This is a genomic window from Streptomyces luteosporeus, from assembly GCF_039532865.1.
Lineage (GTDB): Bacteria > Actinomycetota > Actinomycetes > Streptomycetales > Streptomycetaceae > Streptomyces > Streptomyces luteosporeus.
Genome location: NZ_BAAASL010000007.1, coordinates 226,525 through 241,580 on the forward strand (window position 1 = coordinate 226,525; position 15,056 = coordinate 241,580).

A 15,056-nucleotide genomic window follows, 5' to 3' on the forward strand; every position below is an offset into this window, starting at 1 on the left:
TTGTCGAACACTAACAATTCCCCTGACGGTTCTTCGTCCCTGTCCCCACGGGTGGGCGATACCGTCCACGAGAGAGAGTGTGAGGGTGCTCGTACTCGTCGCTCCCGGCCAGGGCGCTCAGACGCCCGGCTTCCTGACCCCCTGGCTCGACCTTCCCGGTGTTGAAGACCGCCTGCGTGAGTGGTCGGCAGCCATTGACCTGGACCTTGTCCACTACGGCACGAACGCCGACGCCGACGAGATCCGCGACACCGCGGTCGCCCAGCCGCTGCTGGTGGCGGCCGCCCTGCTGTCGGCCAGGCAGCTCTTTTCCACCGGCGAGGACCTCGCTGCGCAGGTCGGCGCGAGCGCCGGGCACAGCGTGGGCGAGCTCGCCGCCGCCGCGCTGACCGGTGTCCTCACCGACGAAGAGGCGATGCGCCTGGTGCGCACCCGCGGTCTGGCGATGGCCGAGGCCGCCGCGGTGACCCCGACCGGCATGTCCGCCCTGCTGGGCGGCGCCCCGGAGGCCGTCCTGCCGCACCTGGAGAAGCTGGGCCTGACCCCGGCGAACGTCAACGGCGCCGGTCAGATCGTGGCCGCGGGCACGCTGGAGCAGCTGGCCGCGCTCGCCGAGGACCTGCCCGAGGGCACCCGCAAGGCCATCGCGCTGAAGGTGGCGGGCGCGTTCCACACGCACCACATGGCCCCCGCGGTCTCCGCGCTGGAGGCGGCCGTCGCACAGCTGTCCCCGGCGGACCCGCGCACGGCCTACGTCTCCAACAAGGACGGCGGCGTCGTGGCCGACGGCCGCGAGGTCGTCACGCGCCTGGTGGGCCAGGTGGCCAACCCGGTGCGCTGGGACCTGTGCATGGAGACCTTCAAGGAGCTGGGCGTCACCGGCATCCTGGAGCTGTCGCCCGGCGGCACCCTCGTCGGCCTGGCCAAGCGCGCCCTGCCCGGGGTCGAGACCGTCGCGCTGAAGTCTCCCGATGACCTCGACAAGGCCCGCGCGCTGATCGCCGAGCACGCCACCCCGGCCGCAGCCCCGGCCGAATAAGGAGTCCGTCCACCATGACCGCGACCATCAAGCCCGCCAAGGGTGCCCCCTACGCGCGCATCATGGGCGTCGGCGGCTACCGCCCCACCCGGGTGGTGCCCAACGAGGAGATCCTCAAGCACATCGACTCCTCCGACGAGTGGATCCGTTCCCGCTCGGGCATCGCCACCCGGCACTGGGCCGGCCCGGAGGAGACCGTGGCCGCCATGTCGCTGGAGGCGGCCGGCAAGGCCATCGCCGCCGCCGGCATCTCGCCCGACCGGATCGACGCCGTCGTCGTGGCGACGGTGTCGCACTTCAAGCAGACCCCTGCCATCGCGACCGAGATCGCCCACAAGGTGGGTGCGGGCAAGCCCGCCGCCTTCGACATCTCGGCCGGCTGCGCGGGCTTCGGCTACGGCCTGACCATGGCCAAGGACTTCATCGTGGGCGGCTCGGCCGAGCACGTCCTGGTGATCGGCGTGGAGCGGCTGTCGGACCTGACCGACCTCAAGGACCGCGCCACCGCCTTCCTCTTCGGCGACGGCGCGGGCGCCGTGGTCGTCGGCCCGTCCGACGTGCCGGCGATCGGCCCGATCGTCTGGGGCTCGGAGGGCGACAAGGCCGAGACCATCAAGCAGACCGTGGCCTGGGACGTCTACCGCGAGGAGTCCGACGTCCGGTTCCCCGCCATCACCCAGGAGGGTCAGGCGGTCTTCCGCTGGGCCGTCTTCGAAATGGCGAAGATCGCCCAGCAGGCCCTGGACGAGGCCGGGGTCAGCCCGCAGGACCTGGACGTCTTCATCCCGCACCAGGCCAACATGCGGATCATCGACTCGATGGTGAAGACCCTCAAGCTGCCGGAGAGCGTCACGGTCGCGCGGGACGTGGAGACCACGGGCAACACCTCCGCGGCCTCCATCCCGCTCGCCATGGAGCGGCTCCTGGCCACCGGCGCGGCGAAGAGCGGGGACACCGCGCTCCTCATCGGCTTCGGGGCGGGTCTCGTGTACGCCGCGACGGTCGTTACCCTCCCCTAGGCGAGTTTCCGGGACCGCGCCCACGGGCCGGTCACCACCGGGAGCTCACCGCCCCTGCAGTTTCCTTACCGCAGTTCCAACGCACATGAATAAAAGGAGCGCCGCTATGGCCCACACCCAGGATGAGATCGTCAAGGGTCTCGCCGAGATCGTCAACGAGATCGCCGGCATCCCGGTCGAGGACGTCCAGCTGGACAAGTCCTTCACCGACGACCTGGACGTCGACTCGCTGTCCATGGTCGAGGTCGTCGTGGCCGCCGAAGAGCGCTTCGACGTCAAGATCCCGGACGAGGACGTCAAGAACCTGAAGACGGTCGGCGACGCCGCCGACTACATCCTCAAGCACCAGGACTGACCGTAGCGTCGTCGCCACCCGGCGGTGGCGGTTCCAGCACCTCTACACGTGGAGACAGAATCCCGATGAACTCGACCAATCGCACCGTGGTCGTCACCGGTATCGGCGCAACCACACCGCTGGGTGGCGACAGCGCTTCGACCTGGGAGGGCCTGCTCGCGGGCCGTTCCGGCGTGAAGACCCTGGAGGGCGAGCGGTTCGCCGACCTCCCGGTCCGCATCGCCGCCACGGCGGCGGTGGACCCGGAGGAGGTGCTGCCCCGCCCGCTGGCCCGCAGGCTCGACCGCTCGGCGCAGTTCGCTCTGATCGCCGCGCGCGAGGCGTGGGCGGACGCCGGCTTCACCGGCAAGGCCGGTGACGACGACTCCGTCGACCCCGAGCGCCTGGGCACCGTCATCGCCTCCGGCATCGGCGGCGTGACGACCCTGCTCGACCAGTACGACGTGCTCAAGGACAAGGGCGCCCGCCGCGTCTCCCCGCACACCGTGCCGATGCTCATGCCGAACAGCCCGAGCGCCAACGTGGGCCTGGAGGTCAACGCCCGGGCGGGCGTGCACACCCCCGTCAGCGCCTGCGCCTCCGGCGCCGAGGCCATCGGCTACGCCTACGAGATGATCCGCTCCGGCCGCGCCGACATCGTCGTCGCCGGCGGCACCGAGGCGGCCATCCACCCGCTGCCCGTCGCGGCCTTCGCCAGCATGATGGCGATGTCCAAGAACAACGACGAGCCCACCAAGGCCTCCCGCCCGTACGACAAGGCCCGTGACGGCTTCGTCCTGGGCGAGGGCGCCGGCGTGATCGTCCTGGAGTCCGCCGAGCACGCCGCCCGGCGCGGTGCCCGCGTCTACTGCGAGGTGCTGGGCCAGGGCCTGTCCGCGGACAGCCACCACATCGCCCAGCCGGAGCCCACGGGCCGCGGCATCGCCGCCGCCCTGCAGAACCTGCTGGACACCACGGACCTCAAGCCGGCCGAGGTCGTGCACCTCAACGCGCACGCCACCTCCACCCCGCAGGGCGACGCCGCCGAGATCAAGGCGCTGCGCAAGGTCCTCGGCGAGGACCTGGACCACGTCGCGGTCTCCGCGACGAAGTCCATGACCGGTCACCTGCTCGGCGGTGCCGGCGGCATCGAGACGGTCGCGACGGTGCTGGCCCTGCACCACCGCGTCGCCCCGCCGACGATCAACATCGACGAGATGGACGACGACATCGACGCGGACATCGTGCGCGACGAGCCGCGTCCGCTGCCCGAGGGGTCGATCGCGGCCATCAACAACTCCTTCGGCTTCGGCGGCCACAACGTGGTGCTCGCACTGCGCACGGTCTGACGTACGCCCACAGGGGCCCGTTCCGGCGTCGGCCGGGGCGGGCCCCTGCGCGTACCTCAGTGCTGTTCCCTCAGTGCGGTTCGCCGAAGCTGGCGAAGTAGGAGGCGGCCATGTCCTGCTCGCCGTGGCCCTGGGCGATGGCCCGGCGGAAGCGCTCGGCGCCCGCCTCGGCCACGTCCAGGCGGACGCCGGCCGCCTCGGCGGCGGCCACGATGAGCCGGGCGTCCTTCTCGGCGGTGGTGGTGGCGAAGGAGGGCGGGGTGAGGGCGTTCTCCAGCAGGAGGCGCGACTTGGCCCGCAGGTAGGGCAGGTCCAGGTTGCCGCCTTCGAGGGCCTGCAGGAAGTGGGCGGGGTCCACGCCGAGGCCCCTGGCGAGCGCGAGGGCCTCCGCCGTGCCGTGGGTGACGGTGAGCACCCAGCTGTTGAGGACGATCTTGAGCCGGGTCCCGGCTCCCTCCGCGCTGTCGTCGCCGACCCACAGCGTACGGCGGCCGATGGCGTCGAAGACCGGGGCCACGGCCTCGCGCACGGCGTGCGGTCCTGCGGCGAGCACGACGAGCTCGCCCTTCTCGGCGGGCTGTTCGCTGCCCAGGACGGGGGCGTCGACCAGGGTCAGACCGCTCTCCCCGGCGAAGGCGGCCAGCTCCGCGAGGCCGTCGAGGCCGGCGGTGGTGGACTGGATCCAGATCGTGCCGGGCCGCAGGCCGGGCACGGCGGCCCGCATGGTCTCGCCTGCGGCCGGCCCGTCGCGGAGCATGGTCAGGACGGCGTCGGCACCGCGCACCGCGTCGGCGGGCGTGTCCGTCACGGTGATGCCGTGTGCGGCGAGCGGTTCGGCCTTGGCGCGGGTGCGGTTCCAGGCCCGGACGTCCAGGCCGGCGCGGGCGAGGGTGCGGGCCATGGCCGCGCCCATGATTCCGGTGCCGAGAACGGCGACTGAGGTCGTACGGGAAACGGGCATGGCTCCGACGCTAGGACGCGGGGCGCACCGGTGCCCAGGGCCGCGCCGGGGGCGCGGGGGGAAGTCAGACCACTTGGTGCAGCCAGCGCACGGGGGCGCCCTCGCCGGCGTAGCGGAAGGGCTCCAGCTCGTCGTCCCAGGGCTTGCCCAGGAGCCTGGCCACCTCGGCCTGCAGGTCGCCCTCGCCGCGGGCGGCGCGGGCGAGCGCGGCCCGCAGCCGGTCCTCGGGGACGAGGATGTCGCCGTGGATGCCGGTGACGGCGTGGAAGATGCCCAGGGAGGGGGTGGAGCTGTAGCGCTCGCCCTCGGCGGTGGCGGAGGGCTCGGCGGTCACCTCGAAGCGCAGCAGGTGCCAGCCGCGCAGCGCGGAGGCGAGCTGGGAGGCGGTGCCGGGGCGGCCCTGCCAGGAGAACTCCGCGCGCCAGGTGCCGGGCGCGGCGGGCTGCCGGATCCAGTCGAGGGTGACACGCCCGCCGAGCACGCCGGCCACGGCCCACTCGACGTGCGGGCACAGCGCGCGGGGCGCGGAGTGCACGTACAGAACCCCTCGTGACGTCACCGGGACCTCCTGTGCTGTTCGAGGTTCGCCTTCCCCAGCGGCCCCGCAGCCGTGCCGGTCCCACTCCCGTACCGGCTCGCGAGGTTACCAACAGTAAACACCATTGGGAGCGATTCTCCTGAAAAGGGACAGGATGTGACGTGTTGTGATGTCGCGATGCCGAAGAGCGAAAGCCGCCGGACCGACTCGATCACGCGAGCACAAGCTACCGCGCGAACGGGCGAACGGGGTGACGTACCGTCGGTCCCGGACAGATGTCATCCGGCCGGAAGGGGAAGGACCGTGCGCACCACCAGGGGGCGGAAACGATCGAGATTCGCGCGGGCCGCCGTGGCCGGTCTGTCCGCCGCCCTGCTGGTCAGCGGCTGCTCCGGCGGCGGGGACACCCGTACGGCCGCAGCCAGCCCCAGCCCCACCCGCCCCGCCTGGAACACCCACCCCGACTCGATCGCCTCCCTCGGCGACTCCATCACCCGCGGCTTCGACGCCTGTTCGGTGCTCGAGGACTGCCCCGAGGTCTCCTGGGCCACCGGCACCGAGGTCGACAGCCTCGCCCGGCGGCTGCTGCCGTCGCCGCAGACCAGCAGCTGGAACTACGCCCGCACCGGGGCCCGGATGGCCGACCTGCCGGACCAGATGCGCCAGGCCGTCGCCCAGCGCCCCCAGCTGGTCACGGTGCTGCTGGGGGCCAACGACGCCTGTCGGCGGGATGTGGCCGATATGACACCCGTGGCGAGCTTCCGGGCCGACTTCGAACGCTCCCTGGGCGAGCTGCGCCGGTCCCTGCCCCGCACCCAGGTGTACGTGGCCGGGGTGCCGGACCTGATGCGCCTGTGGTCCGAGGGGCGCAAGAGCCTGATCGGCAAGCAGGTCTGGCGGCTCGGCTCGGTGTGCCCGTCGATGCTGGGCGACGCCGACGCCACCGACGAGGCGGCGGTGGCCCGGCGGGCGCAGGTCGACCGGCGGGTCGGCGAGTACAACACCGTCCTGCGCGAGGTGTGCGCCCGCGACGCGCTGTGCCGCTTCGACAGCACCGTGCACGGCTACGGCTTCACCGGCCTGGAGCTGAGCAAGTGGGACTGGTTCCACCCCAGCCCGCGCGGCCAGGTCGAGCTGGCCGGACTGGCCTACCGCACCATCACCTCCGCCGAGCCGCCCAAGGCCTGAAGGCGCGCGTCGGCGGCGAGGAAGGGGCGGGGACCGTCAGGTGACCCCGCCCCCGCCCCTGGGAGCAGCCGGCGAACCGGCCGCACACGGCCCGGGCCCGCCACCGGACGCCACGGGCGCACGTCGCGGCACCGGCGCCCGTACCCTCGCCCCGGGCGCCCCGTGCCGCACGCCCGCGCGGAAGACGCCCGAGCCGTGGCGCGAAGGCGCGCGGAGACCGCGCACGGGACCGCGAAGGGCCCGCGTCGCCTTCTGCCCGCACGCTATCCGATGAACGCGCTGTTCTCCCAAGCGAGTTCACCCGCTACGGGGACGCCGGCGTCCGGCAGGCTCACTCGGTGCTGTCCCGGCGCGAGCGCAGGTCGACGCCGAGGATCCCCTCCCAGTCCGTGAGCTCCTCCACCAGCACGAACGCCGGCGCCCTGCCCTCCAGCCCCAGCACCACGCCGGTCTCCTTGCCCTTGGCCTTGCCCTTCTCGCCGCCCTCGGCGCCGCTGCCCTCGGCGTGGATCTCGAAGTCGGTGACGGTGAAGCCCTTCTTGGTGCACAGCTCCAGCACCCGGCCCAGCAGCCCCCGCCGGGCGCGGTAGGACAGGCTCAGCTCCACATGGCCGGACGACGACGCATGGGCCAGGCGCCGGGTCATCACCGGGAAGCCGCGCACGACCAGGAAGTGCACCAGCGCCGCCATCGCCCCCAGCAGCGGCAGCCCGCCACCGCAGGCCATGCCGACGGCGCAGGTCAGCCAGATCGTGGCGGCCGTGGTCAGGCCGCGCACCGCGTCGCGGCGGACGAAGATGAGCCCACCGCCGATGAAGCCGATGCCCGAGACGATCTGGGCCGCCACCCGGGACCCGTCCAGCCTGTCGCCCGCCACGGCCCCGAAGCCGTGGATGGAGACCTCCATGAACAGCGCGCTGCCCACGCCGACCAGGGTGTGGGTGCGCAGGCCCGCGCTCTTCTGCTGCAGTTCCCGCTCCAGCCCGATGAGCGAGGACAGCAGCAGCGCGAGCGCCAACTCGGCTAACTGACGCGTGCCTTGGCCTGCCCCCGGGTCGAACAGCGGGGCGGCGACGAGGTGTCCGGCGGATATGAGCGGATCGGTGAGAAGCCGCACTGTGTCCATCTGGCCATTGTGTCCGAAAGTCGCCTGCGCACCCAGGGAGTTGGCGCTCCTCTATCGCTCAATGCCTGCGCAGTGGTTTCCTTCCGCCTCATGAGACTCAGTGATCTGTCACCGATACGGCGCGGCGCCGTGGCCGCGGCCCTCCTGCTGTGCGCACCGCTCGCCCTGGCCGCACCAGCCACGGCCGCCGCACCCACCGCTGCGCTCACCGTCGAGGAGGAACGGCTCACCGGCGCCGTACCCCAGGAGATCCTGCACCGGTCCGGCTTCGACGACGTCGCCCCCGCCTTCACCACCGCCCTCGCCCGTACCCGCACCTGCGCCCAGGCCGAGCGGGTGGCCACCGCCGAGGGCCGCCGGCTGTGGCGGCGCGCCGTCGACCGCGCCCAGGGCCGCGGCCCCGCCGGCGGCGACCTCGCGCGCGACGACGACCGCCCCCTGTACTGGGCCCGGCTCGCCATGACGCGCGCCCTGCGCACCTGGCAGCCGTCCTTCACCCTCACCGAACGCACCCGCGAACGGCTGCTCGCCGCCGTCGAGCGCACCTCCCGCGGCCAGGACTCCGTCGACCTGCCGGCGGGCAGCGCGGTCAAGCGCGTCCTGATCACCGGCTTCGACCCCTTCCAGCTCGACGCCGACCCCCGCCGCTCCAACCCCTCCGGCGCGGCCGCCCTCGCCCTGGACGGCACCACCATCGACACCGCGGCGGGCCCCGCCCGCGTCGAGACCGTCGTCTTCCCCGTGCGCTGGGCCGACTTCACCGACGGCACGGTCGAGCGCACCCTGCTGCCGTACTTCCGGCCCGGCCCGCACCGGGTCGACCTCTTCACCACCATCAGCCAGGGCCGGCCCGGGCGCTTCGACGTCGAACGCACCAACGGCGCCTGGCGCGGCGGCTACCCCGACAACGTGCGCGACTCCCGCACCGAGACCGTGCCCGTCCCGCGCGGCATCCCGACCGTGACGCCGCAGCCGCAGTGGACGACGACGTCCCTGCCGTACGCCACCCTCACCGCGGCCACGACCGGCCCCTTCCCCGTGCACGACAACACCTCCGTCACCGAGATCCCCGCGGGCGGCACAGAAGAGACCGACCGGCCGGACGGCCCCACCCCCGGCTCCACGGCCCGGGCGGGCGGCGGGGGCGACTACCTCTCCAACGAGATCGCCTACCGGGCCACGCTCCTGCGCGACGCGGTGCACCTGCCGGTGCCGGGCGGCCACCTGCACACGCCGGTGCTGTCCGCCCCGTCGCCGGGGACGGTCACGGACCCGGACTTCGTCCGGGACCGTGTGACGATCACGACCCAGGTCCGGGAGATCCTCAAGGTGGCCGTGGGCACGGTGCACCAGCCATGATGTGAGCATGATCGTCGCGTCCGCCCAGTTCACCGCCGTGCCCTGCGCCATCGAGGCCAACGCGGCCCGCATGGCCGGCCTCGTCACCGAGGCCGGCGAGCAGGGCGCGGCACTGGTGGTCTTCCCCGAGCTCGCCCTCACCGGCTACGAGCTCGGCGCCGTCACCGCCGCCGTCACCCCCGACGACCCCCGCCTGACCCCCGTCCGCGACGCCTGCCGCGCCGCGGGCGTGGCCGCGGTGGTCAACTGCATCGCCCCGGGCCCCACCATCACCTCGTACGTGTACGGCCCGGACGGCGCCCTGCTCACGCGCTACAGCAAGCAGCACCTGACGCCGGACGAGATCACGGCGGGCTTCACGGCGGGCACGTCGGACGGCCGCTTCACGCTGGACGGCGTGAGCTTCGCCCTCGCCATCTGCTACGACGCCCACTTCCCGGACCTCACCGCCCGAGCAGCGGCGGACGGCTGCGCCGTGATGCTGGCCAGCTCCCTGTACGGCCGCGGCAACGGCGCAGCCGAACGCATGCAGATCTTCCCCGCCCTGGCCGCCGGCAGCGCCCTCCACGTCCTGCTGGCCAACCACATCGGCCCGGCGGGCCCGTACGACGCGTGCGGCCTCAGCGCGATCTGGGGCCCCGACGGCACCGTCCTGGCGGAGGGCCCGGACGACGCGGCGGGGCTGGTGCTGGCGGAGGTGCGGACCCTGCCCGAGCTGCGGGAGGCGATGACCTCCTCCATCCGGCCCGAGGACGACCTGGCGGCGGAGGCCGAGGTGCTCCTGCAGCGCGGCCGGCTGACCCGGGACGCCGAGGACCGGCTGTGACTCACCGACGAGGGCGAGCAGGCGCGCGTCGACCTCGCCCACAACGCCCCCGCGAGGGCATCGACGACGCGGACTACGTCACCACGGTGAAGGTGCTCCAGCAGCTGATCCGCAACGCGGGGAGTAGCGTCGGGGCATGAATTCGCCGCTCGCCGGGCTCCTGGCCCTCGCCGTGTTCACCCTCGCCGCGTTCCTCACCGGCCGGGGCGCGGTGCGGCTGGTACGCCGCGCCGGGCGGTGGTGGCACGCGGCGCTCCCGCCCCTCCTCACCGCCGCCTCGGGCGCCGCCGTGGCCTACCTGCTGTGGCCCTCCTACTTCGCCGCACCCGCCGCGCTCCTGTGGTGGGCCTGCGCCTTCTACGGCAACATCGCGGGCTGGTTCTGCCGCGGCCGGCACGCCTGAAGCGTCACTCCCGCAACTCGAACCACACCTGCTTGCCCACGATGCTCAGCCCGTCCCACACCCACGTCACCCCCGACGCATGCGCCAGCCGGCGCATCAGCGCCAGACCACTCGCCCGGTCCGCGCCCGCCGACCGGGGCCACGGCGGCCGCCCAGGATCGTCATCCCGCACGGCCACCACCACCCGCCCTTCCTTCACCGTCAGCTCCACCGACACCTCGCGCACCCGCCCCTGCCGCACGACGTGCGCCACGGCATCCGAGACGCAGACCCGCGCGTTCTCGATCAGCAGCCGGCGCTCCACCGCCACGAGCGAAGCCGTCACGAACTCCCTGGCCAACCGGGCCGTCCCCGGCGCGACGGGCACGGTCATCCGGTAGCACTCCGCCGCGACGGCACTCATCGCCGCCCCACAGAAACCAGGTCAACGCCATGCGCGCTGATCAAGGGCCGGTACGCGCACGTACACGCACGTACGTGCGGTGTGCGGCGGGCTCTCGCCCTCAGGGCCAGGCGGCGGATAAGGTCTCGCACGTTGACGCTCCTTAGTCAGCGTTGACCACGCCCCCGGTCCGTTCGCGCGGACGCGGGGGTCTTGCGTGCCCCCAAGAGTGCCGCCACGGCAAGGAGGCGGCTTTCACCAAAAGTGAAAGCCGCCTCACTTGACGTGACAGGGCGGGAGCGTGTCCGCCGCCGCGTGGGCATCTGCGGGCACGTTGTGGCTTGTCGCGCAGTTCCCCGCGCCCCTTCGGGGCGCTGCATCCGCCGGACAGGCCCTAGACGCCGACCCAGCGTGCGTAGTTGGCCAGCGATTCGCTGTTCGCCCGGTCGGCACGACGCAGGGCCCGAACCGTCTCCCTGACGTGCGGGTGGTAGCGCGTCTGCTGCGGGGCCGCGGTCCGCGCCTTGAGCAGCGACGCAAGGGCGGCCTGCCGGTGGCCCGTCCAGAGCTGGGCCCGGCTCACGTCGATGAAGTGGTGCCCGACCCGTTCGGGAAACCGCGCGGCGAACTGCGACGGCAAGTGCAGCTTCGCCGCGGCCTTGACCGCACGGCCGTAGTTCCCGAGCTCGACTTCCAGCGAGACCTGGTGGATCAGGGTGTTCGACGGTCCGAACGACATGACGTAGTTCTCGGTGTCGGCGCCCAGCCGCTCGGCGGTCTCCCACGCCTCCTGCCACTGCGCCCGGGCGTTGTCCTCCTGGCCTTTACCCGCTGGGTTGCTGCGGGCAGCGAGCATCGTGGCGCGCAGCCGGAGGTTTCCTTGAACGCACAGAGCCGAGCGGTCGCCCTGCCGGGCACTTTCCTCCACGTCGGCCAGGGCCCGTTCCATGAGCCGGATCCCCACTTCGTGCCGCCCGGTGCTGAAGCACGACTGCGCTCGCAGGTAGGCCGTGAGGAAGACCATGTTCGGGTCCCCCGAGCGCTCGGCGCTGTAGCCCATGCGCGCGAGCACGCAGCTGCCCAGGTCGATGTGCCCCAGCCCGTACACCACGTCGTGCACGCAGCGGTAGGTGTAGGCGAGCAGCCGATGCGCTCTCTCGCGGGAGGTGCCGTCAAGCCGGTGCGACGCCTCGACCAACTCGTCGATCAGGGCAGGCGCTCGATTGACCGTCTTCCAGTACTCGGCCGACCGACGCAGCTCGCCAAGGGCCTTCACATCGGCCGCAATGTCGTGCAGCGGGCGGGGCGGAGCCACAGGGTCGAGCGGGACGTCCCAGTTCTCCAGGCTGGCCCGGAGCGCGGCGATCGGCGCCTCGAACCGGTCCTCACGCTGCTCGGCTCTGAAGGGCTGGCCCACGAGCACGCTGGTCTCGATGCCCAGCGCTCGGGCGCATGCGGCGATCAGGGCGGGGGAGGCGGGTTTGTGACCGCTCTCGACCTTGCTGAGCAGGCTGTAGGAGATGTGGGCCTTGTCGGCCAGGCCGCGTTGCGTGAGGTGCGCGAGGTTGCGTTGCTCGGCGATGCGCGCGCCGATGTGCGTGTCGTTGCTGTCGGGCATACTGGCTCCGTTCTGACTTCGACACTCAGAACGGTACCCCCGAACGGCCCCCGCTCCGGGGGCCGTTCGTGCGGGTCGCTGCACGGCCTACGGACGATCCGGCAGCGTTTCCCTCACCCAGACCCGGCCGCCGGAAGCCCCGGGTGAAGCTTTCCGCTGCCAAGCTGCTCGCGCCCGCGCCCACCCCACCTATGAGGCGTACTGCGCGACCCCGTTACCGAAGGACCAGTCGATGGGCTCGTTCTCGGTCACCGTGACGAGCACATTGCGCGGCTCCGTTCCCGTGTACGCGTGGGCGAGTTCGGCGATCCGTCGGTACAGCGCCTGCTTCTGCTCCGGCGTGCGGCCGGAACGCATCGTGATCGCGACGAACACGATGCCCTCGTCCTTGGATATGCCCAGGTAATCGGCGTAACGCAGCGTGCTGCTGACCCCGTCATGGCCGGTCAGGACCTGGAACCGGTCGTCCGGCGGGATGCCGATCGTCTCGACCAGGGCATCGTGCACGGCACGGCCGAGCCCGTCGAGCCGCTCGCTGTCCGTGGTCAAAGCGTCAATGCGCACAAAGGGCATGGCGGCAATTCCCCTTCCGGAGGAGGTGTATCGATCGCATTCGATCATGAGTGTACATACCAGTAGGTACAATCCAGCTCCACGGAACCGCGGTCAGCCGAACGCTCGACCACCGCCAACGCACAACGAGCGGAGCGTCTCCACCGGCCCCAGCCACACCGCGGCAGCAGCCAGCTCCCCCTCAGCCGCAACGCCACGGCGCGATCTCCTCACGCTCCCCCGCCCCGCGACGGCACGAGAACGGCGACCAGCACCCCACCCACCCGCAGCCCGACGACAAAGGCGCGCCCCCCACCCCTCCCTTCGTAGCCGGCCAAAGTTCTGACCCCAGCCACAACACCACCCGCAGCGCCACTCGTCCGTGTTCGGCACGTCGCGCCTGGGCAGTACTTGCCTCATGGTCGCCTTACCGAACGACGTACGCCTGAGGATCGAAGCGCCGCACATCTGGTACGTGGGAACGGTCAACCGGGACGGGTCCCCCCACGTGAGCCCCATGTGGGTGGGGCTCGACGGGGACCTGGTCCTGTTCAACACCGCGATCGGCAGGGTCAAGGAGCGCAACCTGCGCCGCGACCCCCGCGTATGCCTGTCCCACGCGGACCCGGTCGATCCCTATGACCGGGTCCAGATCCGCGGCCGTGCCGTCCGGTTCGTCCAGGGCCCCGAGGCGGACCGGAACATGGACCTGCTGGCGCGCACCTACCTGGGCACCGAACGGTTCGAATGGCGTGTGCCCGGTGAACAGCGGGTCATCGTGCTGATCGAGCCGTCGCGCGTACGCCGCGTGCGCGGAGTCGAGCCGTTCCCGGCAGGCGCACCCGGGGCTTCCGGGTCAGCCGAGGCCCCCGAGGCCCCCGAGGCCAACGGCCCGTCAGCCGCGCCCAGCAGCCGCACGCCTTAGTGGTAGGCGCTCGAAGTCCTTCGGGGGTCGACCCCAGAGCAGGGTCTGTGGCGAGACCGCACCCGCACCCGCACCCGCACCCGCAGCTGGCTACCGCCAGTTCTCCGTTCACGTGATGCCGGCGCGCACGAGTAGTGTTCCCAGCGGCTCATCACCCGGCGGGGCCACGATGCGCGCGTCGACCTCCGTGAAACCACTGCCCTTGAGCAGGTCGCCCCACCTGCCGGGCGTGTACTGCCAGCGCAGGACCGTGAGCTCCCGCTGCCGGCCTTCGAGCCACTTCCCGCGCATCTGCTGGGGCCCGTGCGCGTCGGGGCCGGGCTCGGCATGGCTGAAGACGAAGACGCCTCCCGGCGCCAGGCGCTTGGCGACGAGAGGGAGAAGTTCTTCCGGGTCGGTGAACCAGACCGCGCCCCACATGGAGTAGATCGCGTCGTACTCGGTGGCTTCGGTGACGAGGAAGTCGCACACGTCGGCCTGAGTGAAGGTGACGTTGGGTTCGTTCGTCCACCAGCGGCGGGCGCGCTCGATCTGGAAGGCGGAGAAGTCCACGCCGGTCACCTGGGCGCCGCGGCGGGCCAGGTGGACGGCATCGACGCCCTCACCGGAGCCGAGCTCCAGGACGGTGCGCGGCCGGCCGAGAAGCTCGGGGCCAGGGCCGTGGCCGGGGAACTGGGTCCACTCGAACCGGCCGGGCTCAGGGGCCGGCTGTTCGCCCTCCCCGCGGTACGGCTTGTAGAGGTCCCAGTATTCGGCGGGGGTGAGGGGCGGGCGGGGCATGGGGCTCCTCGCAGGGACGGTGGGCCACGTGAGTTCGCCACCGTACCGACGCCGCTCTACCCGCCGAGGGCGGTTCGCCGATGTCCACCCGCTTGGTCCGGAAGCGACCCGGGGGCGTTCACCGCGCCCCCGGGCCCGACCGTTTACGGTTCGCTCAGTGGCAGCTCGTGCCCGGTGCGCACGGGCCGCACTTGGCGTAGTCGGCTTCCCAGAGTTTCCAGTCGACCTCGAACCCGTTCGCGGCGATGATTTTCGCGGTGCGCTCGACCGAGCCGTCGTACTTGAACTCGATCTCGGGAATGTGCTCCAGGAAGCGGCCCTGGAAATGCTCGGCGCAGAACTCGCGGTAGTTGCGCGTGTCCAGGATGAAGGTGTGCACGGCGATGTCCACGGTGCGGCCGCAGCACATCTCCAGCTTCTGGCCCCACTTCTCCATCGCCGTGATCAGATACGACACAGCCGCCTGGAAGAGGCGGTTGGCGTACACCTCATCGAAGGGGTAGTCGCGCATCAGCAGCAGGATCTCCCGATCCCACACCTCCGGCTTCACGTAGTCCCGGGGATGGCGGACCTTCGGCCTCGCCACGACTGCCGTTGCCATGCTGTCCTCCCTTGGCGTTCGGTCCTTGGCGTTCGGTGCCTTCGCCCCACGGCCGG

At 72.0% G+C, this 15,056-nt stretch carries 17 protein-coding genes; 9 read left to right on the forward strand and 8 right to left on the reverse strand.

The window, feature by feature from the left end:
- Window positions 1-79: 79 nt before the first annotated feature.
- The 4 genes from ABD361_RS11290 (at window position 80) to fabF (ending at window position 3,741) form a co-directional block, all read left to right on the forward strand.
- Window positions 80-1,039, forward strand: a complete 960-nt coding sequence (locus ABD361_RS11290; RefSeq protein WP_344434839.1) for an ACP S-malonyltransferase — start codon at window positions 80-82, stop codon at window positions 1,037-1,039.
- 14 nt (window positions 1,040-1,053) lie between these two features.
- A complete protein-coding gene (locus ABD361_RS11295) occupies window positions 1,054-2,058 on the forward strand; it encodes a ketoacyl-ACP synthase III (protein ID WP_344434841.1) in 1,005 nt (334 codons plus the stop codon).
- A 106-nt stretch (window positions 2,059-2,164) separates the two neighbouring features.
- A complete protein-coding gene (locus ABD361_RS11300; protein ID WP_344434842.1) occupies window positions 2,165-2,413 on the forward strand; it encodes an acyl carrier protein in 249 nt (82 codons plus the stop codon).
- 65 nt (window positions 2,414-2,478) lie between these two features.
- On the forward strand, window positions 2,479-3,741 hold the full coding sequence (gene fabF, locus ABD361_RS11305) for a beta-ketoacyl-ACP synthase II (protein WP_344434843.1): 1,263 nt from the start codon (window positions 2,479-2,481) through the stop codon (window positions 3,739-3,741).
- 70 nt (window positions 3,742-3,811) lie between these two features.
- On the opposite strand, the gene ABD361_RS11310 is transcribed toward fabF, so the two are convergent.
- On the reverse strand, window positions 3,812-4,702 hold the full coding sequence (locus tag ABD361_RS11310) for an NAD(P)-dependent oxidoreductase (RefSeq protein WP_344434844.1): 891 nt from the start codon (window positions 4,700-4,702) through the stop codon (window positions 3,812-3,814).
- A gap of 64 nt (window positions 4,703-4,766) precedes the next feature.
- Complete coding sequence (locus ABD361_RS11315) at window positions 4,767-5,261, reverse strand: DUF3145 domain-containing protein (protein ID WP_344434845.1); 495 nt, start codon at window positions 5,259-5,261, stop codon at window positions 4,767-4,769.
- 282 nt (window positions 5,262-5,543) lie between these two features.
- Between ABD361_RS11315 and ABD361_RS11320 the strand changes: the two genes are divergently transcribed.
- Window positions 5,544-6,428: an SGNH/GDSL hydrolase family protein gene (locus ABD361_RS11320; protein WP_344434846.1), complete on the forward strand. Its 885-nt coding sequence runs from the start codon at window positions 5,544-5,546 to the stop codon at window positions 6,426-6,428.
- Window positions 6,429-6,759: 331 nt separating this feature from the next.
- On the opposite strand, the gene ABD361_RS11325 is transcribed toward ABD361_RS11320, so the two are convergent.
- On the reverse strand, window positions 6,760-7,554 hold the full coding sequence (locus tag ABD361_RS11325; RefSeq protein WP_344434847.1) for an MgtC/SapB family protein: 795 nt from the start codon (window positions 7,552-7,554) through the stop codon (window positions 6,760-6,762).
- Window positions 7,555-7,644: 90 nt separating this feature from the next.
- On the opposite strand from ABD361_RS11325, the gene ABD361_RS11330 reads away from it, so the two are divergent.
- The 3 genes from ABD361_RS11330 (at window position 7,645) to ABD361_RS11340 (ending at window position 10,142) form a co-directional block, all read left to right on the forward strand.
- Window positions 7,645-8,913, forward strand: coding sequence for a pyroglutamyl peptidase (locus tag ABD361_RS11330; RefSeq protein WP_344434848.1), 1,269 nt, complete (start codon window positions 7,645-7,647; stop codon window positions 8,911-8,913).
- Between the two features lie 7 nt (window positions 8,914-8,920).
- The gene (locus ABD361_RS11335; protein WP_344434849.1) at window positions 8,921-9,739 is read left to right on the forward strand and encodes a carbon-nitrogen hydrolase family protein; all 819 of its coding nucleotides are present in this window, start codon (window positions 8,921-8,923) and stop codon (window positions 9,737-9,739) included.
- Window positions 9,740-9,875: 136 nt separating this feature from the next.
- Entirely contained in the window at window positions 9,876-10,142 is a 267-nt protein-coding gene (locus ABD361_RS11340; RefSeq protein ID WP_344434850.1) for a hypothetical protein, read from the forward strand.
- Window positions 10,143-10,146: 4 nt separating this feature from the next.
- Here the strand turns inward: ABD361_RS11340 and ABD361_RS11345 are convergent, their stop codons facing one another.
- From ABD361_RS11345 to ABD361_RS11355, 3 genes are all read right to left on the reverse strand, one after another.
- A complete protein-coding gene (locus tag ABD361_RS11345) occupies window positions 10,147-10,515 on the reverse strand; it encodes an ATP-binding protein (RefSeq protein WP_344434851.1) in 369 nt (122 codons plus the stop codon).
- 403 nt (window positions 10,516-10,918) lie between these two features.
- The gene (locus tag ABD361_RS11350; RefSeq protein ID WP_344434852.1) at window positions 10,919-12,142 is read right to left on the reverse strand and encodes a helix-turn-helix domain-containing protein; all 1,224 of its coding nucleotides are present in this window, start codon (window positions 12,140-12,142) and stop codon (window positions 10,919-10,921) included.
- Between the two features lie 189 nt (window positions 12,143-12,331).
- The gene (locus tag ABD361_RS11355) at window positions 12,332-12,715 is read right to left on the reverse strand and encodes a tautomerase family protein (protein ID WP_344434853.1); all 384 of its coding nucleotides are present in this window, start codon (window positions 12,713-12,715) and stop codon (window positions 12,332-12,334) included.
- 397 nt (window positions 12,716-13,112) lie between these two features.
- On the opposite strand from ABD361_RS11355, the gene ABD361_RS11360 reads away from it, so the two are divergent.
- Window positions 13,113-13,619: a PPOX class F420-dependent oxidoreductase gene (locus ABD361_RS11360; protein WP_344434854.1), complete on the forward strand. Its 507-nt coding sequence runs from the start codon at window positions 13,113-13,115 to the stop codon at window positions 13,617-13,619.
- A 108-nt stretch (window positions 13,620-13,727) separates the two neighbouring features.
- On the opposite strand, the gene ABD361_RS11365 is transcribed toward ABD361_RS11360, so the two are convergent.
- A complete protein-coding gene (locus tag ABD361_RS11365) occupies window positions 13,728-14,399 on the reverse strand; it encodes a class I SAM-dependent methyltransferase (protein WP_344434855.1) in 672 nt (223 codons plus the stop codon).
- 154 nt (window positions 14,400-14,553) lie between these two features.
- The gene (locus ABD361_RS11370) at window positions 14,554-15,000 is read right to left on the reverse strand and encodes a glycine-rich domain-containing protein (RefSeq protein WP_344434856.1); all 447 of its coding nucleotides are present in this window, start codon (window positions 14,998-15,000) and stop codon (window positions 14,554-14,556) included.
- Window positions 15,001-15,056: the final 56 nt, after the last annotated feature.

Bases quoted from the DNA above. Each gene is read 5' to 3' on its own strand.
- ABD361_RS11295 (WP_344434841.1), top strand. From the start codon at position 1,054: ATGACCGCGACCATCAAGCCCGCCAAGGGTGCCCCCTACGCGCGCATC.
- ABD361_RS11300 (WP_344434842.1), top strand. From the start codon at position 2,165: ATGGCCCACACCCAGGATGAGATCGTCAAGGGTCTCGCCGAGATCGTC.
- fabF (WP_344434843.1), top strand. From the start codon at position 2,479: ATGAACTCGACCAATCGCACCGTGGTCGTCACCGGTATCGGCGCAACC.
- ABD361_RS11310 (WP_344434844.1), bottom strand. From the start codon at position 4,702: ATGCCCGTTTCCCGTACGACCTCAGTCGCCGTTCTCGGCACCGGAATC.
- ABD361_RS11325 (WP_344434847.1), bottom strand. From the start codon at position 7,554: ATGGACACAGTGCGGCTTCTCACCGATCCGCTCATATCCGCCGGACAC.
- ABD361_RS11330 (WP_344434848.1), top strand. From the start codon at position 7,645: ATGAGACTCAGTGATCTGTCACCGATACGGCGCGGCGCCGTGGCCGCG.
- ABD361_RS11335 (WP_344434849.1), top strand. From the start codon at position 8,921: ATGATCGTCGCGTCCGCCCAGTTCACCGCCGTGCCCTGCGCCATCGAG.
- ABD361_RS11340 (WP_344434850.1), top strand. From the start codon at position 9,876: ATGAATTCGCCGCTCGCCGGGCTCCTGGCCCTCGCCGTGTTCACCCTC.
- ABD361_RS11345 (WP_344434851.1), bottom strand. From the start codon at position 10,515: ATGACCGTGCCCGTCGCGCCGGGGACGGCCCGGTTGGCCAGGGAGTTC.
- ABD361_RS11350 (WP_344434852.1), bottom strand. From the start codon at position 12,142: ATGCCCGACAGCAACGACACGCACATCGGCGCGCGCATCGCCGAGCAA.
- ABD361_RS11355 (WP_344434853.1), bottom strand. From the start codon at position 12,715: ATGCCCTTTGTGCGCATTGACGCTTTGACCACGGACAGCGAGCGGCTC.
- ABD361_RS11360 (WP_344434854.1), top strand. From the start codon at position 13,113: ATGGTCGCCTTACCGAACGACGTACGCCTGAGGATCGAAGCGCCGCAC.
- ABD361_RS11365 (WP_344434855.1), bottom strand. From the start codon at position 14,399: ATGCCCCGCCCGCCCCTCACCCCCGCCGAATACTGGGACCTCTACAAG.
- ABD361_RS11370 (WP_344434856.1), bottom strand. From the start codon at position 15,000: ATGGCAACGGCAGTCGTGGCGAGGCCGAAGGTCCGCCATCCCCGGGAC.